This window comes from Stenotrophomonas sp. YJH_SMC_14-1 (assembly GCF_059372275.1).
In genome coordinates, this window is the sequence record NZ_JCAFVK010000001.1 from 762,778 (window position 1) to 783,244 (window position 20,467).

General features: G+C 65.6%; 14 protein-coding genes and 1 tRNA gene. 10 read left to right on the forward strand and 5 right to left on the reverse strand.

The features are described 5' to 3' along the window. Positions 1-89 precede the first annotated feature (89 nt). The 5 genes from recA to AC5P9P_RS03805 all read left to right on the forward strand — a co-directional run bounded on the left by recA (position 90) and on the right by AC5P9P_RS03805 (position 5,009). A complete protein-coding gene (gene recA / locus AC5P9P_RS03785) occupies positions 90-1,127 on the forward strand; it encodes a recombinase RecA (RefSeq protein ID WP_005412937.1) in 1,038 nt (345 codons plus the stop codon). Between the two features lie 110 nt (positions 1,128-1,237). Further along, a complete protein-coding gene (gene recX / locus AC5P9P_RS03790) occupies positions 1,238-1,729 on the forward strand; it encodes a recombination regulator RecX (RefSeq protein ID WP_005409024.1) in 492 nt (163 codons plus the stop codon). Between the two features lie 109 nt (positions 1,730-1,838). After that, a complete protein-coding gene (gene alaS, locus AC5P9P_RS03795) occupies positions 1,839-4,487 on the forward strand; it encodes an alanine--tRNA ligase (RefSeq protein ID WP_033834136.1) in 2,649 nt (882 codons plus the stop codon). A gap of 147 nt (positions 4,488-4,634) precedes the next feature. Then, positions 4,635-4,838 (forward strand): carbon storage regulator CsrA, encoded by a 204-nt coding sequence (gene csrA / locus AC5P9P_RS03800; RefSeq protein WP_004152909.1) that lies wholly within the window; start codon positions 4,635-4,637, stop codon positions 4,836-4,838. A 78-nt stretch (positions 4,839-4,916) separates the two neighbouring features. Continuing rightward, positions 4,917-5,009 (forward strand) — tRNA-Ser (locus tag AC5P9P_RS03805). Between the two features lie 74 nt (positions 5,010-5,083). Here the strand turns inward: AC5P9P_RS03805 and AC5P9P_RS03810 are convergent. Continuing rightward, on the reverse strand, positions 5,084-5,545 hold the full coding sequence (locus tag AC5P9P_RS03810; protein WP_080356468.1) for a DUF4189 domain-containing protein: 462 nt from the start codon (positions 5,543-5,545) through the stop codon (positions 5,084-5,086). Between the two features lie 121 nt (positions 5,546-5,666). Beyond that, positions 5,667-7,997, reverse strand: coding sequence for a TonB-dependent receptor (locus AC5P9P_RS03815; RefSeq protein ID WP_164135193.1), 2,331 nt, complete (start codon positions 7,995-7,997; stop codon positions 5,667-5,669). Between the two features lie 226 nt (positions 7,998-8,223). On the opposite strand from AC5P9P_RS03815, the gene AC5P9P_RS03820 reads away from it, so the two are divergent. Further along, positions 8,224-8,706: a hypothetical protein gene (locus AC5P9P_RS03820; RefSeq protein WP_033834139.1), complete on the forward strand. Its 483-nt coding sequence runs from the start codon at positions 8,224-8,226 to the stop codon at positions 8,704-8,706. Positions 8,707-8,764: 58 nt separating this feature from the next. Here the strand turns inward: AC5P9P_RS03820 and aceE are convergent, their stop codons facing one another. Both aceE and AC5P9P_RS03830 read right to left on the reverse strand, forming a co-directional pair. Beyond that, positions 8,765-11,437, reverse strand: a complete 2,673-nt coding sequence (aceE, locus tag AC5P9P_RS03825; RefSeq protein ID WP_049433272.1) for a pyruvate dehydrogenase (acetyl-transferring), homodimeric type — start codon at positions 11,435-11,437, stop codon at positions 8,765-8,767. A gap of 245 nt (positions 11,438-11,682) precedes the next feature. Beyond that, positions 11,683-12,081, reverse strand: a complete 399-nt coding sequence (locus AC5P9P_RS03830; RefSeq protein WP_033834141.1) for a hypothetical protein — start codon at positions 12,079-12,081, stop codon at positions 11,683-11,685. Between the two features lie 38 nt (positions 12,082-12,119). Between AC5P9P_RS03830 and AC5P9P_RS03835 the strand changes: the two genes are divergently transcribed. The 4 genes from AC5P9P_RS03835 (at position 12,120) to AC5P9P_RS03850 (ending at position 18,335) form a co-directional block, all read left to right on the forward strand. Continuing rightward, positions 12,120-12,635: an RNA polymerase sigma factor gene (locus AC5P9P_RS03835; protein WP_033834142.1), complete on the forward strand. Its 516-nt coding sequence runs from the start codon at positions 12,120-12,122 to the stop codon at positions 12,633-12,635. After that, positions 12,632-13,654 (forward strand): FecR family protein, encoded by a 1,023-nt coding sequence (locus AC5P9P_RS03840; RefSeq protein WP_033834143.1) that lies wholly within the window; start codon positions 12,632-12,634, stop codon positions 13,652-13,654. Before AC5P9P_RS03835 ends, AC5P9P_RS03840 begins: the two co-directional genes overlap by 4 nt. 141 nt (positions 13,655-13,795) lie before the next feature. Beyond that, positions 13,796-16,729: a TonB-dependent receptor gene (locus AC5P9P_RS03845; protein ID WP_111109138.1), complete on the forward strand. Its 2,934-nt coding sequence runs from the start codon at positions 13,796-13,798 to the stop codon at positions 16,727-16,729. A 10-nt stretch (positions 16,730-16,739) separates the two neighbouring features. Then, a complete protein-coding gene (locus AC5P9P_RS03850; protein ID WP_495232601.1) occupies positions 16,740-18,335 on the forward strand; it encodes an alkaline phosphatase D family protein in 1,596 nt (531 codons plus the stop codon). A gap of 23 nt (positions 18,336-18,358) precedes the next feature. Here the strand turns inward: AC5P9P_RS03850 and AC5P9P_RS03855 are convergent, their stop codons facing one another. Further along, the gene (locus AC5P9P_RS03855) at positions 18,359-20,467 is read right to left on the reverse strand and encodes a phosphocholine-specific phospholipase C (RefSeq protein ID WP_033834147.1); all 2,109 of its coding nucleotides are present in this window, start codon (positions 20,465-20,467) and stop codon (positions 18,359-18,361) included.

The window sequence follows — 20,467 nt, forward strand, 5'->3', positions numbered from 1 at the left end:
CGATACGTCCGACTTAAAGTGAACCCATGGCAAAGAAGACCCACAAAGACAGCACCTCCAACGACACGACCTCTGCAAGGACCAATCCGATGGACGAGAACAAGAAGCGCGCCCTCGCTGCAGCTCTGGGCCAGATCGAAAAGCAGTTCGGCAAGGGCTCGGTGATGCGCATGGGCGACCGTGTGGTCGAACCCGTCGAAGCCATCCCGACCGGTTCGCTGATGCTCGACATCGCGCTGGGCATTGGTGGTCTGCCGAAGGGCCGTGTCGTTGAGATCTACGGGCCGGAATCCTCGGGCAAGACCACCTTGACCCTGCAGGCCATCGCCGAATGCCAGAAGATGGGCGGTACCGCGGCCTTCATCGACGCCGAGCACGCGCTGGACCCGATCTACGCCGCCAAACTGGGCGTGAACGTGGACGACCTGCTGCTGTCGCAGCCGGACACCGGTGAGCAGGCGCTGGAAATCGCCGACATGCTGGTCCGTTCGGGTTCGGTCGACATCCTGGTGATCGACTCGGTTGCCGCGCTGACCCCGAAGGCCGAAATCGAAGGCGAGATGGGCGACCAGCTGCCCGGCCTGCAGGCCCGCCTGATGAGCCAGGCGCTGCGCAAGCTGACCGGCAACATCAAGCGCTCCAACACCCTGGTGATCTTCATCAACCAGCTGCGCATGAAGATCGGCGTGATGATGCCGGGCCAGAGCCCGGAAACCACCACGGGTGGCAACGCGCTGAAGTTCTACGCCTCGGTCCGCCTGGACATCCGCCGTATCGGCGCGATCAAGAAGGGTGACGAGATCATCGGTAACCAGACCAAGATCAAGGTCGTCAAGAACAAGCTGGCACCTCCGTTCAAGCAGGTCATCACCGAGATCCTGTATGGCGAAGGCATCAGCCGTGAAGGCGAGCTGATCGACATGGGTGTGGATGCCAAGCTGGTCGAGAAGGCTGGCGCCTGGTACAGCTACGGTGAAGAACGCATTGGCCAGGGCAAGGACAACGCCCGCGGCTACCTGCGCGACAACCCGACTGTCGCCGCCAAGCTCGAGGCCGAGCTGCGCGAGAAATTCCAGCCGGCCGAAGCGGCCCGCGAGGAAGGCGACGACGAAGGCGAAGACGAATAAGGCTTGCTGTGGGGCAGGGTGGCGCCGTCAGTGACGTCGCCCTGTCCCGCAGGTTCGAATCGCCCAGGGATGGGCTGGGCGCCACGGATGGCGCCACCCTTGGAGTACCCATGTCCGACGCCGAAGACATTCCGACCGGCCGCAAGCGCCGGCCGCGTGAGCAGACCCCCGTGCAACGGGCACTGGGCCTGCTGGTCCGCCGCGAGCACTCGCGCAAGGAACTCACCCGCAAGCTGACCGCCCGTGGCATCGAAGACGAAGCCGCGCAGGCCGCTGTCGCCAAGTTGACCGAGGCCGGCTGGCAGGACGACACCCGTTTTGCCGAGAACCTGGTGAGGATGCGCGCCAACACCGGTTATGGGCCGATCCATGTCCGCGCCGAGCTGGGGACCCACGGCCTGGACAGTGCCGCGATTGCCGCAGCGATGGACAGCTACGAAGGCGACTGGCAGGAAAACGCCCGTGATCTGGTCCGCCGGCGCTTTGGCGAGGCCGGTCCGCAGGACCTGACACAGCGGCGCAAGGCTGCCGATCTGCTGGCCCGACGGGGCTTCGACGGCGACAGCATCCGCCGCGCGACCCGCTACGACCCGGATGACTGAGACTGGCGGCGCCGGGCCTGATACCCTTTAGGTTTTCGGCGGTCCCTCGCGACCCTGGCCAACGCGGCCGGTGGTCCGGGTCCGCCGGCCCGCAGACTGCCAGCCCCCAATGAACGCATCCGCCAAATTCACGACTTCCCAGATCCGCAGCGACTTCCTTGAATTCTTCAAGGGCAAAGGCCACACCATCGTGCCGTCGGCGCCGCTGGTGCCGGGCAATGATCCGACCCTGCTGTTCACCAACTCCGGCATGGTGCAGTTCAAGGACGTGTTCCTTGGCGCGGAAAAGCGCAGCTACGTGCGCGCGGCCGACGTCCAGCGCTGCCTGCGCGCGGGCGGCAAGCACAACGACCTCGACCAGGTCGGCTACACCGCGCGCCACCACACTTTCTTCGAAATGCTGGGCAACTGGTCGTTCGGCGACTACTTCAAGAAGGACGCGATCGCCTGGGCCTGGGAACTGCTGACCCAGGTCTGGAAGCTGCCGGCCGAACGCCTGCTGGTCACCGTCTACCAGACCGATGACGAAGCCTACGCGCTGTGGCGCGACATGGTCGGCGTGCCGGAAGAGCGCATCGTGCGCATCGGCGACAACAAGGGCGCACCGTTCGCTTCGGACAACTTCTGGCAGATGGCCGACACCGGCCCGTGCGGCCCGTGCACCGAAATCTTCTACGACCACGGTGACCATATCGCCGGTGGCCCCCCGGGTTCCCCGGATGAAGACGGCGACCGCTTCATCGAAATCTGGAACCTGGTGTTCATGCAGTTCGACCGCCAGCCCGACGGCACCCTGGTGCCACTGCCGGCGCCGTGCGTGGATACCGGCATGGGCCTGGAGCGCCTGGCGGCGATCCTGCAGCACGTGCACACCAACTATGAGATCGACCTGTTCCAGGCCCTGATCCGCAAGGCCTCCGAGCTGACCGGCACCGCCGACCTGGAAAACAAGTCGCTGCGCGTGATCGCCGACCACATCCGTGCCTGTTCGTTCCTGATCGTCGATGGCGTGCTGCCGTCCAACGAAGGCCGCGGTTACGTGCTGCGCCGTATCATCCGCCGCGCACTGCGCCACGGCTGGATGCTGGGCGTGCGCCAGCCGTTCTTCAGCAAGCTGGTGCCGACCCTGGTCGAGCAGATGGGCGAAGCCTATCCGGAACTGCCGGCTGCGGTGGACACCGTCACCCGTGCGCTGCAGGCCGAAGAAGAGCGTTTCGCCGAAACCCTCGACGCCGGCATGAAGATCTTCGAGGACGTCGCGGGGAAGGCCAGCAATGGCGTGATCCCGGGCGTTGACGCCTTCCGCCTGTACGACACCTATGGTTTCCCGCTCGACCTGACCCAGGACATCGCCCGCGAGCGCGACCTGACCGTCGACATTGCCGGCTTCGATGCCGCGATGGAGCAGCAGCGCGAGACCGCGCGCGCGGCCGGCAAGTTCGGTGGTGGCGTGACCCTGCCCGCCGAGCTGGTGGCGACCCTGAGCCCGACCCTGTTCCTGGGCTACGACCGCCTGCAGGCTGACGGCCTGACCGTGCTGGCCCTGCTCAAGGACGGCCGTCCGGTGCAGTCGGCCGATGCCGGTGACGCAGTCATCGTCATCACCAACCAGACCCCGTTCTACGCCGAGTCCGGCGGCCAGGTCGGTGACACCGGCGTACTGACCGGCAACGGCGTGCGCCTGGCGGTGGACGACACCCAGAAGTTCGCCGGCCAGTTCCATGGCCATGTCGGCACCCTGTCCGAAGGCGGCCTGAAGGTCGGCGACGTGCTCTCCGGCCAGGTCGATGGCGAGCGCCGTGGCGCCACCATCCTCAACCACTCGGCCACCCACCTGCTGCACGCCGCCCTGCGCGAAGTGCTGGGCACCCACGTGCAGCAGAAGGGCTCGCTGGTCGCTCCGGACCGCCTGCGTTTCGACTTCTCGCACTTCCAGCCGATCAGCGCGGAAGAGCTTGCCGTGATCGAGCGCAAGGTCAACCAGCAGGTGCGCGCCAACAACGCCGCTGAAGTACACAACATGGGCATGCAGGAAGCGCTGGACTTCGGCGCGATGGCCCTGTTCGGCGAGAAGTACGGCGAGCACGTGCGCGTGTTGAAGATGGGTGACTACTCCACCGAGCTGTGCGGTGGTACCCACGTCAACCGTACCGGCGACATCGGCCTGTTCAAGATCACCTCCGAGGGCGGCGTCTCCGCGGGCGTGCGCCGCATCGAGGCTGTTACCGGCCAGGGTGCGCTGGATTACGTGGACGCCGAAGAGGCCCGCCTGGCCGAGGCCGCTGAACTGCTCGGTGGCAGCGCTGCCGACGTGGTCGAGAAGATCCGTGCCCTCGGTCAGCGCCAGAAGCAGCTGGAGCGCGAACTGGAGGCCGTGAAGGCCAAGGTCGCCGCCGGTGCCACGGCCGATCTGTCCGGCCAGGCCGTCGAGGTTGCTGGCGTGAAGGTACTGGCTGCCCGCCTGGAGGGCTTCGACGCCAAGGCCCTGCGTGACGCCATGGACCGCCTCAAGCAGCAGCTGGGCGACGCGGTGATCGTGCTGGCCGGCGCCCAGGACGGCAAGGCCGCCCTGGTCGCGGGTGTGAACGGCAGTGCAATGGGCAAGGTCAAGGCCGGGGAACTGTTGTCCCATATCGCCAGTCAGATCGGGGGCAAGGGCGGCGGACGCCCGGACCTCGCCCAGGGTGGTGGCGAGGACGGGCCCGCCCTTGCCACTGCGCTGGCTGCAGTCGTCGAATGGGTCAGCCCCCGCCTGTGATGAACCTGGCCGTCCCCCTCCTTGTAGGAGCGGGACGGCTGACGGTACCATTGCGAATCTTTTCCCTTTGTCGTGGTAGCGCTTCTTGACGGAGCGTCAAGCCGGTGGGGGATACCCTTCCACACGGTTCCATGGAGACTTACAAAAATGTTGATCCTGACTCGCCGCGTCGGCGAAACCCTGATGATCGGAGACTCGGTGAGCGTCACCGTGCTTGGCGTCAAGGGTAACCAGGTGCGTATCGGCATCACCGCGCCGAAGGACGTTGCTGTGCATCGCGAAGAGATCTATCAGCGCATCCAGCGCGGTGACGAAGCCGGTGGCACCGGTAGCGAAAATTCTGCCGAATAACGCTTTACCTTCGCACTCGATTAACGTTATGATTCACGCCCCGCTGAGGTGCAACGCACCAGACGCGGAGAAAACCCCGGAGTGATGCCCGAGTGGCCGAAGGGGCTCCCCTGCTAAGGGAGTATAGGGTCAAAAGCTCTATCGAGGGTTCGAATCCCTCTCACTCCGCCAGATACAAAGAAGCGCCTGCAGATCCTCGATCTGCAGGCGTTTTTCTTTATCCGACACTCGCAGCGTGGAGCTGACTATCCTGGCAGATCGGTGCGGGAGGCAGGCGTTGGCATGGGCGTGGGTGTCATCGCTGGTGCCGCAGCGGGTGTACGCGGCAGCTGTGGCGGTTCAATGTGGCGAGGTGGAATTTCCCGCCACAGCAACGCAAGCGTGCAGTCGTTGGCACGTTCCCTGCACATTCTTTCGGCCTTCCGCTGCGCGGCGTCCGCGGTCTTCTCACCCAGTGCAAAGCCCAACGCGATCGTGCCGGTAGCTATGGCCGAATAGCCTTCGCTGGTGGTGCTGGCGGACTGACCGCAATTGCGCGATCGCGCTGCGCAGTAGTGCAGCGACTGCTGCATCGCAGTGGTGAGGGAAGACTGGTTCATCGAATAGCCGTAGCGGCCATCCTTGTCGTAGGTGATCGCAGACGCAGCACTTGCGGCTGATGAAACGGACAACAACAGCGCCAGTGAAACCGCATGCTTCCAGTTCATCACGCTCTCCTCTTTTGCCGATGGTGAATCAACCGGCGCGTGTGGCGCAACCACGCAGGGGGGGCGGGGCAGAACGCCTGCAGGCCATTTGCCCGCAGGCGCGTACCGATGCGTTCGATCCTCAGAGCTTCACCGTCACGCCCACCTGGAAACCGCGCCCGGGCAGCGGCGCGATGTACTTCAGCGGCGAGTTGTGCGGCCGTGCTTCTTGATTGAGCAGGTTGCTGCCGTTGACGAACACCTCCATGCCGGCGATGTAGCTGTTGCGTACCGGCAGCTCACGGCTGACCTGCAGGTCGACCAGGTTGAATGCATCCAGCGGCACTTCCTCGCTCACGTTGCGGCCGAGGTACTTCTGCGTGTCGTAGTAGGTGCTGGACAGCCGCGCCTTCCAGCCCTCGCGCTGCCACTGCAGGGTGGCGCCGTAGCGGTTGGTCGGCATGTTCGGCAGGTACTCGCCGTCATTGTGGGCACGCAGCGAATCGGGGCGGTCGGCCTTGTTCTTCACCAGGTCGGCGAAGGCGGACACGTTCAACGTGCCGTAGCGGCCCAGGTCCAATGCCTGCGAGGCATCGATCTCGAAGCCCTTCACCGTGGTGTCGGTCTGCTTCCAGTACTTCAGCGGCAGGCGGTTGGCGGTCTGCATGCCCGAGTAACCCAGGTACAGGTAGTTCTCGTACTTCATCCGGTACGCGGTGGCCAACAGTTCGAAACCACCGAGGTGGAACAGGCCGGTCAGTTCCAGGTTCTTCGCGCGTTCCGGCTTGAGGTTCTGGTTGCCTTCTTCCTGGGTCATCACCGAATAGTGAGCATTGCTCGCGTACAACTCGTTGATCTCAGGTGCGCGCTGCGAGGACGAGTAGCGCACCTTGGCGGCGAACAACGGACCGAGCTCGACATACGATCCCAGGCTGTAGCTGTTGAGCCGGTAGTCGCGGTCCTGCAGTTTCGCGTTGGCGGCATTGCGCGCGGTCTTGAAGCGGCTTGGTTGCAGGTCATGGTCAACCCGCTCGTGGCGCACGCCAGCGTCGAAACTGGCCCAGCCGAAGTCCAGCGTCTCCTTCAGGAACACCGCGTTGCTGCGGGTGTCGACGTCAGGCAGGTAGCGCAGCGAGCCACTGCCGGTGACATCACGCGACTGGTGGCTGAAACCCAGCATGCCGCTGAGCGGACCGACGCGCTGATGGCTGAGCAGCAGCTCGGCCTGGGTGCTCTCGAAATCGTAGTCGTTGGCACGGGTGGCACCCAGCCGCTCGCCCGAGGTGTTGTCCAGCTTGGAAACGCGCAGTTCGGCGCGCTCGAACCACGGCAGCGGATCGCGCAGCAGGGCTTCCAGTGCATAGCGTTCCTGCTTGATCACCACCCCCACCGGCAGCCCGTTGGCATAGTTGGAACCGAACGACAGGTTCTGCATCGAGAACCCCGGCACGCCGTACTCGCTGTCCTTGGCATCGATGCTGATACCCACGTAACCACGGTCGAAGAACAGGGTCGACCCGAGCGCCACCTGCGAATTTCTCGCGTAGCTGTTGCCCAACCGGTGATGGTAATCGGGCGTCACGTCGTTGTTGATCTGCTTCTGCACGTACGAAGGCGTGCCGGGTACGTAGGCCGGGTTGACCGGATTGATGTAGGTGCGGCGCTGCCAGACCGAAGTCGGGTTGTTGGTGTAGAACGAGAAATCACCGTCGGCCCAGTCCGGGTTCTCGGTCATGAACTGGTCGATGTAAGGCTGCGAGGCCTTGTTGTAGATCTGCTGCACGCGCGCTTCCTTCTGGCAGCTGTCGGCGAGGGCCGAGTTGACACCACCGGAGGCCGGGAACAGGTGGGTGTTGCAGACGGCGGCCTTGCTGTTGCCGGGGATGTCGAAGTGCGAGATGCGCTGGCGCGAAACCTGCAGGTTTGTCGAGAGGTTGCGCTGGTTGTTGAAGTTCATCCGGAAGCCCTGCGCGTCGGCTGCATTGAAGCCCTTGCGCAGGACCAGCTCCATCGACTGGTCCTTGTCTTCCATGCGGCGCGAGATCAGGCCCGAATCGATCTCCACGCTGCCACCGATCGCATTGCCGCCGTAGCGCACGGTGTCGGAAGACTTGTTGACGGTGACACTGCGTACGAACAGCGGATCGAACGGGATGTTGATGTCGCCGCTGATCGCGTTCATCCCGAGGATGGACTGGCCGTCCTGCAGGATCTGCACGCGGTTGCCACTGAGGCTGCGGATGACCGGGGCACCCGCGTTCGGCCCGAAAGCACTGTTCTGCACGCCGGAGACGTGTTCGAGCAGGCCGCCCAGGGTGCGGTTCTGCGCCTGTGGGTTGTCGACGGTGACCCGGCTGTCGATACGGGAGGGCTGGCTGGCCTGGACCTGGAGGGTGGGGAGGGTGGGTTCGTCCGCGGCCTGGGCGCTGTGGACGACGAACAGAATGGCGGTAGCAAGGAGATGGCGACGCATGGCACGGTCCGTGAAATTGACGTGAAATGTTATAACGTAACTCTTCGGGTCAACAAGAGCGGAAACCGCCTCGATTCAATGGGGCAGGGTGCTTTGGCTTCTCGGAATGGGACGGAGTCTCCCTCGTTCAGCGCACCGCCTTGCGCGTGCTGCTGGCGACCGGCACGATCTGGGCACTGCCCCGCAACGCCCCACGCAGAGCTTCCTCATTCAAACGGAGCCCCGTATGAAGCTGTTGTCCGCTGTGTTGTTGTCTGCGCTTTCGCTCTCCGCCGTTCCGGCGCTGGCGGTGGAAGCTTCGCCCTCACCGCTGCTGGGGCGCTGGTCGCTGGATATCGCCACGTCTGCGTTACCCGAAGCACAGCGCCCGAAGCAGGTGGTGCTGGAGTTCAAGGACGCCGGTGCGGGTCGGTGGAGTTCACACGTTGACATCGTCCTGCACGACGGCAAGACCATGAAATCCGACGGCACGTTGGCGCTCGACGGTACGCCGGGGCCCTTGTCCGGCACCTACGGCGCGGACAAAGCCAACCTGAAACTGCCGGCGCCGAATACCCTGGTGATGCAGCTGGTGGACCATGGTACGCCGGCCTCCACCCGCATCTATACCGTGGCGGCCGACCGTACGACGATGACCGAGACCAAGGCGTTCTACGGCCACGACGGCACGCCGATCCTGCAGACCAACCTGTTCAAGCGGATACCGTAGCGGCGCCGCCTGCGCCATGCCCACGGGGAGGGAATCCGCGGGCATGGCACCGGCAGCCTCACAACGCGGCCGGGTCGCGCTTGGCGGTGTCGATGCCGTACTTGTCGATGGCCTCCTGCATCCGCGAGCGCTCGATGCGGCCTTCGTCGGCCAGCGACTTCAGGGCGGCCAGCACGATGAAGTGGCGATCCACTTCGAAGAACGTGCGCAGCGACTCACGCGTGTCGGAACGGCCGAAGCCATCGGTACCGAGTGCGATGAAGCGGCGGTCGTTGATGAAGGGACGGATCTGGTCGCCGACGATCTTCATGTAGTCGGTGGCCACCACCACCGGGCCGTCATGGCCCTGCAGGCACTCCTGCACGTAGGGTACGCGCGGTTCCTCAGCCGGGTGCAGCAGGTTCCAGCGTTCGGCGGCCAGGCCATCGCGGCGCAGTTCGGTCAGGCTGGTCGCGCTCCACACATCGCTGGCGATGCCGAAGTCCTGCTGCAGCAGTTCTGCCGCAGCTTCCACCTCGCGCAGGATCGAGCCTGCGCCCATCAGCTGCACGCGTGGCTGCGAGGCGGCATCGGCGGCTGCCGGACGCAGCAGGTAGAGGCCCTTCAGGATGCCGGCCTCGGCGCCTTCGGGCAGTGCCGGCTGCGGGTAGTTCTCGTTGAGTACGGTGATGTAGTAGTAGATGTCTTCCTGGTCGACATACATGCGGCGCAGGCCGTCATGGATGATCACCGCCAGCTCGTAGTTGTAGGTCGGGTCGTAGGACACGCAGCTGGGAATCACCGACGACAGCACGTGGCTGTGGCCGTCATCGTGCTGCAGGCCTTCGCCCATCAGCGTGGTGCGGCCCGACGTGGCACCGAGCAGGAAGCCGCGGGTACGCGCATCGGCAGCGGCCCAGGCCAGGTCACCGACGCGCTGCAGGCCGAACATCGAATAGAAGATGTAGAAGGGGATCGTGGCCAGGCCGTGGTTGCTGTAGGCGGTACCGGCGGCGATCCACGAACAGATCGCACCGGATTCATTGATGCCTTCCTGCAGGATCTGGCCGTCCTTGGCTTCCTTGTAATAGCTCAGCTGGCCGGCGTCCTGCGGGGTGTACAGCTGGCCCAGGTAGGAGTGGATGCCGATCTGGCGGAACAGGCCTTCCATGCCGAAGGTGCGCGATTCATCGGGCACGATCGGAATCACCAGCTTGCCAAGCTCCGGGTCCTTCAGCAGGCTGGTGAGGATGCGCACGAAGCCCATGGTGGTGGATTGGCCGCGATCGCCGCTGCCCTGCAGCTGGGTGTTGAAGATCGACAGCGGCGGCAGCGGTAGCGGATCGACCTTGGCCAGGCGCGCCGGCAGCTGCCCACCCTGGATGCGGCGGCGCTCGGCGAAGTAGGCCGCTTCGGCGCTGCCCGGTTCCGGGCGCAGATAGGGCATCTCCTCCAGCTGGTCGTCGCTGACCGGCAGGTTGAAGCGGTCGCGGAAAGCGCGCACCGCGTCGGCGCTCATCTTCTTCAGCTGGTGGTTGATGTTCTGGCCTTCGCCGGCTTCGCCCATGCCGAAACCCTTGACCGTCTTGGCCAGGATCACCGTCGGCCGGCCGCTGGTGTTCACCGCCTGCTGGTAGGCGGCGTACACCTTCTGCGGATCGTGGCCACCACGTGCCAGCGCCCAGATGTCGTCGTCGCTCATGTGCGCGACCAGCTCCAGCAGCTCCGGGTAGCGGCCGAAGAAATGCTCGCGCACGTAGGCGCCGCTCTGCGACTTGAAGGTCTGGTAGTCGCCGTCCACGCATTCCATCATGCGCTGGCGCAGCAGGCCGCTGTGGTCGCGGGCCAGCAGGTCGTCCCAGCCACTGCCCCAGATCAGCTTGATCACGTTCCATCCGGCCGCGCGGAAGGTGCCTTCCAGTTCCTGGATGACCTTGGCGTTGCCGCGTACCGGACCGTCCAGGCGCTGCAGGTTGCAGTTGACCACGAACACGATGTTGTCCAGCCGCTCGCGGCCGGCCAGGGAAATTGCCGCCAGCGATTCGGGCTGGTCCATCTCGCCGTCGCCGAGGAAGGCCCAGACCTTGCGGCCCTGGTGTTCTTTCAGGCCGCGGTATTCCAGGTAGCGCATGTAGCGCGCCTGGTAGGCGGCGGTCAGCGGGCCCAGTCCCATCGACACGGTGGGGAACTGCCAGAACTCCGGCATCAGGCGCGGGTGCGGATACGAGGACAGGCCTTCGCGGCCGGCTTCGCGGCGGAAGTTGTCCATCCGTGCCGGATCGATGCGGCCTTCCACGTACGCGCGGCCGTAGATCCCCGGCGCGGAGTGGCCCTGGATGTAGATCATGTCGCCGTCGAATGTGTCGGTACGGCCACGGAAGAAATGATCGAAGCCCACGTCGTACAGCACTGCCGCTGACTGGTAGGTGGCGATGTGGCCGCCGACGTTGGAGTGCTTGCCGGCACGCAGCACCATCACCATCGCGTTCCAGCGGATCATCGCGTTCAGGCGGCGCTCGATGGCCAGGTCACCCGGGTAGGCCGGCTGGCGCTCGGGTGGGATGGTGTTGACGTAGGCGGTCCAGGCACGGGTATGCAGGTCGCCGTGCTGCCGGGCGTCCAGATCGCTCAGCTGGTCGATCAGGTAGTGCGCGCGCGGCCGGCCGCCGGCCTGCATCACCGCCTCCAGCGATTCACGCCACTCCTGGGTTTCCAGTGGATCGGTATCGAAGGGAATGAGGGCTTGGTTCATGGCTGTCTCCAGAGGGCGCCGGTCGGACGTCTGCCTGGGCGACAACACCGGCAGGGCGCACAGCACTGGAGCGGGGTCGCAACGGCGGGCGCCGTGACGCGAAGGGCGACCGTGGCGGCCACCGAGAAGACAAGCGTAGGCCTGCCCCCCACGCTTCGGTAGGCGGGCGGGGCTTGGGTCTCTGGCAAGCAAGGGTTGGTGCCGCGCGCCGTATCATGGGCCGATGCGCTGGGCGCGGCCGCTGATCAGGCCGGGGACAGCCCCGGCAGGAACACCGGGATGATCGCCACGCCGACGCCCAGCAGGCACCAGGCGACGATGGGCAACCAGCGCGCCAGGCGTTGGGCGGGTTCCGGTGCACGACGACCGCCGATCCACAACAGCAGCGTGAGCACAGCCAGCGCATAGGCGAGGACGACGATCACCGGATGCACATGGATGACCCGGCTGGGCGGCCACATCTGCTGCTGGTAGGCGGTGGTGTGGGCGACCAGCAGCAGGAACAGCAGGCTGCTGAGGGTGTTGATGGCGGTGCGTGCGTTGATGGGAGCACTCCTTGTGCGGGCTGCCGGGACATTGCAGGGGCCGCATTCTAGCGGCTGCCTGCCGGTCGTTGAAACGCCACTGTCATCGATGGCGGTCACCCTGCGGGGCTTTCCAGCCTCGGGGTGGTTGGCCGGCCGTGAACAGCGTGAGGATCTGGGAGAAGAGCTACGCGCTGCGGCGCCGGCTGCTGCGTGGCTTCTTCCTGCGTCGCGGTTCGGCCAGCGAGGATGCCGAAGACCTGGCGCAGGAGGTCTACCTGCGCCTGCTGCGCAGCACCGGCGAGGATGCCGATGCGGTCGAGAACCCGGAAGCCTACCTGTTCACCGTGGCGGCCAACCTGGCGCGCGAGCATGCGCGCGCGCGGTCGTCGCTGCCGCCGCTGGAAGACGTCGACCTGCTGGCCGAAGTGCTGAAAAGCGAAGAAGACATCGAAGGTGAATTCGAGCGCGCGCAGCGCTGGAACGATATCCGCAGCACCATCGCACGACTGCCGGCGACCACGCGGCGGGTGATGGAGCTGCACTACCGCGACGGGCTGGACTGCCCGGCAATCAGCCAGCAGCTGCAGGTGTCGGTGCATATGGTGCGCAAGCACATCGGCAAGGGGCTGGAGGCCTGCAGGAAGGCGCTGGGCGCCAGGGAGCTCACATGAACCGGACCTCATCGCCCGTGGCCGACGACACGATAGCCTGCGAGGCCATGGACTGGTTCCTGCGCAATCGCGAGGGGCCGCTGGATGAGGCCGGGCGCCTCGCGTTCCTGGACTGGATGAAGCGCTCGCCGGAGCACGTGCGCGCCTACATGCACGCCCTCGCGTTGCATCGGCAGGTGGGCGAGGCGCTGCAGTCGCCGTTGCCTGACGACGCGGCGGTTCCACCGCGGCAGGTCGCCGCCAAGGTGGTGCCGCTGTTTGGTAGCGTGCACGCGCCGCCGCGCGCTGTGCCGCGTCGCGGTCGTGCGCGCTGGTGGGTGGCGGCTGCCGCAGCCTGTATCACCCTGCTCGGCGTGGGTCTGGTTCCGCAGGTGATGCCCACCGAGCAGCTTTACAGTGCCGGACAGGGTGAACTTCGCGACCTGGTGCTGCCTGACCAGACCCAGGTGCGGCTCAATGCGGACAGCCGCCTGCGGGTACGCATGGGCTGGTTCAGCCGCAAGGTGGAGCTGCTGCAGGGTGAGGCCACATTCGACATCGCCCGCGACCGCCGTCCGTTCGAGGTGGCGGTGAACGGCCTGGAGATCCGCGACATCGGCACGGTGTTCGATGTATCGCGACGGCTGCAGAGCACGCGCATCGGCGTGGTCTCCGGCGAGGTGGAGGTATGGAGCCGGGGTGCGGACGCCCGGCGTCTTGCGCAACTGGGCGAAGGCCGGGTGGTGCAGGTCGACGCGCGCAGCCATGTGGTCGAGTCATTGGACCTGCCATTGTCGATGCTGCTGGATTGGCAGCAGCGCAAGGTGTCCTTCCTGGATGAGCGGCTGGACGAGGTGGCCGCTGCCTTCAACCGGCACAACCAGGTGCAGGTGCGCGTGCTGGACGAAGGCGCGGCATCGGCACGGTTGTCGGGCAGTCTCGATGCGCATCGCATCGGTGCGCTGCAGGCCTTCCTCGAACGCGACCCGCGTTTCGTGGTGAGGCGCGAAGGCGACACCGTGCGGGTTGGCAGTCGCTGAGGCCGACGTGGTCGTGGACTGTCAGAAAAAATTCATCGAATCCGCGTTCTCCACTTCGGCGGATGCGGGCTCTTACTTGGGAGAAGCCGCTGCCGAGCCACGCAGCGGCGCCTGCTGCCTTCTCTCTTCCAAGGACCCGTGATGCGCAACACGCTCTACCTGTCGATCATCCTCGCCCTGTCTCCCTGCAGCGTGCCGCTGGCCTTCGCCGCCGGTGCCGATGGCCTGGAGGCGCGTGTATCCACGCCGATCGCGGCGCAGCCGTTGGCGCGTGCGCTGGAGCAGCTGTCGCGCGGTTCCGGGGTGCAGTTCCTGTACTCGGCCGGCGGTGATGCCCGCATGGCCGGTGCGGTGCCGCGCGGTGCCACCGTCAGGCAGGCGCTGGAGGCGCTGCTGGCCGGTACCGGCCTGGGGTACACCGTGGTGGATGGCAATGTCATCGCCATCGATCCGGCGCCAGCTCGCAACCAACCGAAGCCGGCCGCGCCGAAGCTGCGCGAGGCCGAGGCAATGGTGGCGCCGACCCTGGACACGGTGAAGGTGATTGCCGCACATGAGGTCATCGACCAGAAGAAGTCGTCGCCGGTGATCAAGGATTCGGTGGTGTATGACGAGATGGACAGCTACGGCGACGAGACCCTGGCCGAGAGCCTGATGGCCGCTCCAGGGCTGAGTGCGGTGGAGGATGCCGGCGAGCCACGTTACGTGACCGTGCGCGGCGTACAGGCCAACCTCAACTACACCACCATCGATGGCATTGCGATTGCCAGCGTGGGGAGCAGTGGCTCCGGCGAGCGCATGAACAACCTGCAGCTGATTCCCAGTGACATCGGCACCCGTACCGACATCTACAAGAGCTTCAGTGCCGAGCAGGCACCGGATGCGATCGGCGGCGTGATCGACATCATCAGCCGCAGTGCCTTCGACCGGTCAGGCAAGTACGTGTTTGCCGATGTGGCAGGCATCTATTCCACCGCCGAGACCAACGTCGAGCGCAGCGCTGGCGGCAACCACGAGACCCTGGGCCACTTCGGCAAGAGCGCCAAGATGGTGTTCTCCAACCAGTTTGGTGTCGACCAGCAGTTCGGCATCGTTGCGGTGGCACGCTACGAGCAGCGTTCGCGCAACAGCGTCAAGCGCTGGGTGGAGTCGAACTACTACTACAACGACGCTGGCAAATACCTCACCGACGGTACCACGGGCCCGGACCAGGCCAAGGGCTGGAACGGGCTGCGTGCGCCTGGCAACTTCAGCACTGGCACCTATACCAACTTCATCACCAACTTCGGTGGCTCCGCCAAGCTTGAGTGGAAGCCCTCGGATGATCCGTTCTACGCATCGTTGCTGCTGTATTCGTACCGGTTCTACGAGAACTCGACGATGAACAAGACGGATCTGTACGGCAACGCTAAGTTTCCGGTCCGCAACCAGACCGAAGACAGCGGCACCACCCAGATCAACAGCATCTACATCAAGAACCGCCACGACCGCTGGGACCGCAGCAACCGTGGCGCCATCGCCAGCTTCAACTGGGACATGGGGGACCGTTCGCGGCTGACCCTGCGCAGTGGCCATACCGAAGAGACCTTCCACAACAGCCAGGTCTACTGGGGCGTGCGCGCCTACCCGAGCAACCTGTTCGTCGACTACGAGAACGACAGCCACGGTTTCCCCAACGCGGTGGCCGTTTCCGATTCCAGCCTGCTGACCAGTTCCGCATTCAAGCTCAATCCGGCGCAGGCCTACGTCTCCCCGCGCGATGCCAAGGAGAGCATCGACAACCTGCGCGCCGACTTCAGCTACAACATCGACGCCGATGCGAGAGGTTTCGGACTGGCCGCCGGCGCCGAGTACCGCCACCTGAAGATCTGGCAGGACATCGACTTCGACTATTTCAAGAGCAGTGCCACGCTCAACGACTACCTGTATCCGGGTTCGACGCTGCTGGGCAGCGTGCCGGGCTTCCCGCTGATCGACAACCGCAAGTGGAACGAGCAACTGCTGCCGAAACTGGGCAACAACAATGCGGCGTATCCGAATGCCAACTTCACCAGTGACTACAAGTACGTGGAGGACATCACCAATGCCTATGTGTCCGCGCACTACGCCTGGGACCGGCTGCTGCTGATCGGCGGCCTGCGCTACGACCACACCCGCTTCGATGCCTATAGTCCGTTCAGCGATGATGGCGGCACTACCTATACCTCTGCGTTCCGCAACACGAGTGGTGGCTACAACAATCTGCTGCCCTCGTTGAACGCAACCTTCAAGCTCACCGAGGACCAGCGCCTGCGCTTCTCCGCCAGCCGCACGCTGGGCCGGCCGACGCCGAGCAACATCGCCCAGGCCACCAGCACCAGCTGTGGCGATGACGAGGAGGGCAGGGGCTTCTGCAGCATCAAGCAGGGCAATGCCGATCTGCAGCCGCGACGTTCCACCAACATCGACCTGGCGTGGGACCTGTACTTCAACGGAAACAACGGCCTGGTCTCGGTGGCGCTGTTCGACAAGGTGATCAAGGACGACATCTACACCCTGACCACCTTCGAGAACGTGGGTGATGCCCGCTACCGGGTCACCCAGCCGATGAACACCGATGAGTCCACGCTGCGCGGTGTCGAGTTCGCGGTGGCCAACCGCAACCTGCAGTGGGGACGCCAGCGCTTCGACATGTACTTCAACGCTACACGGCTGGAAGGCCAGACCAACTACCGCATCAGCGATGGCACCGAGCGCCGCCTGGATCGCCTGCTGTACCAGCCGGACTGGTCGCTCAACGGTTCGGTGATCTGGCGCATGCCCTGGAAAAGCGCGCAGCTGCGCCTGTCCGGCACCTACCGCAGCCAGATGCTGGTCGACTTCGGTGACACCGAATGGCTGGATTCGTACTACGACCCGTACATGACCTTCAACATGGCCTTCAGCCACAAGGTCAGCAGGCACGTGACGCTGAAGTACGAAGCCAAGAACCTGTTCAACACCCAGCCGACCTACAGCACCGGCCCGAACGGGCGCTTCCGTACCGAGATCGACGACTACGGCCGCTTCTTCTACTTCCACATCATCTACAACTGAGGGCACAGCAGTGGAGACGATCAATCGCAGGCGATTCCTGGCCCTGGCCGGCCTGTCCGCTGCCGGTGCCTGGATGGGCACGGCACACGCGCTGGCCGCGCAGGCCGACGCCACCGCGCTGAACCCGCGCAACCTGCTGGCCAAGCCGCGCTTTGCCAGCACACCCTTCACCCTGGGCGTGGCCTCGGGTGATCCCTCGGCCGATGGCGTGGTGCTGTGGACGCGCCTGGCGACCGAACCGCTGGTGTTCGGCGGTGGCATGCCGATCCGGCCGATGGCGGTCGAATGGCAACTGGCAGCAGACGATGGCATGCGCAGGGTGGTGCGCCAGGGTTCGGCAATGGCGCATCCCGAACTCGGCCACGCCGTGCACGTGGAGCTGGACGGGTTGGCGCCCGGACGGCCCTACTGGTACCGCTTCACCGTAGGCGGCCACGCCAGTGCGGTCGGTTGTACCCGCACGCTGCCCGCAGCCACGGCCGCAGTGGATCGTGTGCGCTTTGCGGTGGCCGGTTGCCAGCACTACGAAGAAGGCCACTACACCGCGTGGCGGCGCATCGCCGAGGAACCGCTGGATTTCGTCTTCCACTACGGTGACTACATCTACGAAGGCGAAAGCCAGCCGGGCCTGCGGAAGATGAACGGCCAGCCGTTCACCAACCTGCGCAACCACGTCGGCCCGCAGATCTACACGCTGGATGATTACCGCCGCCGCTACGCCCAGTACAAGAGCGATCCCGACCTGCAGGCCGCGCATGCGGCGGCACCGTGGTTCGTCACTTTTGACGACCATGAAGTGGACAACAACTGGGCCGGTGCCGAGGACCAGGATGACACGCCCAGCGAAGTGTTCCTGCTGCGTCGCGCACAGGCGTTCCAGGCCTACTACGAGAACATGCCACTGCGCCGCTCTGCATTCCCGCGCGATGGCCACATGCAGATGTACCGGCGCGCACGCTACGGCACGCTGATGGACCTGCACCTGCTCGATACCCGCCAGTACCGCAGCAAGCAGGTGAACATGGCGTTGCGTGAGGAGGTGGAATCGCCGGAGCGCAGCATTGTGGGGGCGAAGCAGGAGCGCTGGCTGTTCGACGGCCTGGCCGATGCCGCACCGCGCTGGCACACCATCGCCCACCAGGTGGCGCTGGGCAACTACATGCGCGAGAAGGATGGGGTGGTGCAGTCGTCCGACGACCAGTGGTCGGGCTATCTGGACAGCCGCCGGCGCCTGCTTGACCACATCCAGAAGGTGGGCTTCGGCAACGTAGTGACTGCCTGCGGCGACGCGCATCGCCACTATGCGAGTGATCTGGTGCAGGACCACCGTGACTCGGGCGTGATCTCCAGCGAGTTCCTCGCCACGTCGATCACCTCCGGCGCCGATGGCCAGGGTGTGGACGCGTATGCCAGCAACCAGCTTGCGCACAGTCCCTATCTGAAGGCGACCACCGACAAGCGTGGCTACGTGCTGTGCGATGTCACCCGCGATGCGTGGATCGGCGACATGAAGACGCTGGATACCGTGATGCAGCCGAATGGCGCGGTGCAGAGCTGGAAGCGCTATGCGGTGGAGCACGGCCGGCCGGGGCTGCAGGAGGCCTGAATCTACCGCTCTACAGAGATCCTTCAATCCTGCTCGAACCGCAATGGCTCGCTGCCCATCGCCGGGTCACTGGTGCCGGGGCGCCCATCCTCGGCACGACCGGCCAGGCGCAGCATGCTCTCGCCCGCGCCGATCTGCAGGTCATACCAGCCCGCCGTGGGCGTTGCGTCCCACGCCAACGCGGTTTCTGCGTGTGCGGGTAGTACCAGCGCCTGATCGGGCATGTGCCCGGCATAGGCACCAGGCTGCACACGCACCTGCTGCGCGCCGTCACCCAGGTTGCGCAGCCGCAGCCGCAGTTGGCCATCCGTGCGATCAATTGAAGCCTGCAGCGCAGGATCCTTGGCCGCCCCCTGGAAGTGGCGGTGGAAGCCGTTCGGGCCCAGCAGCCACAGGTCATAGCGGCCCTGGGCATCAAGCGGCCAGCGCTCGCGCAGCGGCATGCCCGGCAGCAGCGTGTAGCGGCGTGGCACCGCATCCAGCCGCAGCCGGTCGTAAACATGCAGCACTGCTGCTGCGCCTTCGCAGGACAGCGCCAGATCCACACCCGAGGCGTCGACAGCGGCAATCGATGCCTGCGGCCGGTAGGGCAGGGCACGCGCCGGGCGCACGCCGCTTTCCTGTTTCGCCGGCTTCAGTCCCTCGGGCAACGCGGGCACGGTGCGTCCCGGCAGGGCGGCGGCGCGCGCGGCCACCGCGCTCACGTCCGGCAGGCCGCGTACGAACGGGCGGGTATCGCGCTGGGCGAAGTCGAACGCGTTGCTGAGGTCGCCGCAGACCGCCCGGCGCCACGGCGTGATGTCCGGTGCGGCCACACCGAAGCGACGTTCGATCAACCGAATGACCGAGGTGTGGTCGTACACCTGCGAATCGACCCAGCCACCGCGGCTCCACGGCGAGATCACATACAGCGGCACGCGCGGACCCAGCCCATATGGGCGGCCACGCAGTTCGGCGAGGTCGTACTTCTCGTCGCCCGGTGCCGGATGGCGGTGGTACTCACCCTCGGTACTGACCGAAGACGCACCGGCCCAGCCGGTGCCCAGCGGTGAAGGCGGTGCCGGTGGCGGCATGTGGTCGAAGAAGCCGTCGTTCTCGTCGAACATCAGCAACAGCGCGGTGCGGCTCCACACCTCTGGATCGGCGGTCAGCGCGTCCAGCACGCGCGCGGTATAGGCCGCGCCCTGGGCGGGGCTGGAGGGGCCGGGATGCTCGCTGCCGGCCGCGTCGGCAATGATGAAGCTGACCTGCGGCAGGCGCCCACCGATCACGTCCTGGCGCAGCTGCGCCAGGCCACGGGTGCTGACGCCGCGTGCGCGCAACTGCGGGTCATGCCCCGGCGCGGCGCGATGGGCCTGGCGGAATACCTCGAAACCGGCCAGCGGGTTGTCGGTGAAGTTGTCGGCCATGTCCTGGTAGATCTGCCAGGACACGCCGGCCTTCTGCAGGCGCTCGACATGGCTGGTCCATCGGTACGACGCCGGATGCCCGCCCTGTTCCGGGAAGTTGTCGTGCGAGTTGGCGATCACAGGGCCACCTGCACGCGCGTGTGCATCATTGTGGCCAGTCCACAGGAACACCCGGTTCGGGTTGGTGCCGGCCTGCATCGCGCAGTGGTAGGCGTCGCAGATCGTGAACGCATCGGCCAGCGCGAACTGGAACGGCATGTCGCTGCGCTGGAAGTAGCCCATGGAGTGGTTCTGCTTGGCCTTCGGCCAGTGCCCCATGCGCCCGTGGTCCCAGGCACGCTGTGCGTCCGGCCAGGTGTGCGGTGTGCCTTCCACCCGCATGTAGCCGAAGTGCGCGGCGGTATCCAGCGGGAACGGCGCGATCGCGCGCGCGCCGCTCGCGTCGGGCTGCAGCCACAGGCTGCGGGTGCGGCCACCGGCCTGCAGGGCCGCGGCAGGGGCCACGAAGCGATCACCGAAACCACGTACCCCAGGCAGCGTGCCGAAGTAGTGGTCGAACGAACGGTTCTCCTGCATGAACACCACGATGTGCTGCAGGTCTTCGAGGCTGCGCGTCTGCGCCGCAGGCGCGATCGCTGCGGCCCGGGCGATGCTGGGCAGCAGCGGGGAAAGGCCGGCGGCAACGCCGGCCTGCAACAACCGGCGTCGGCCGATATCGGTCAC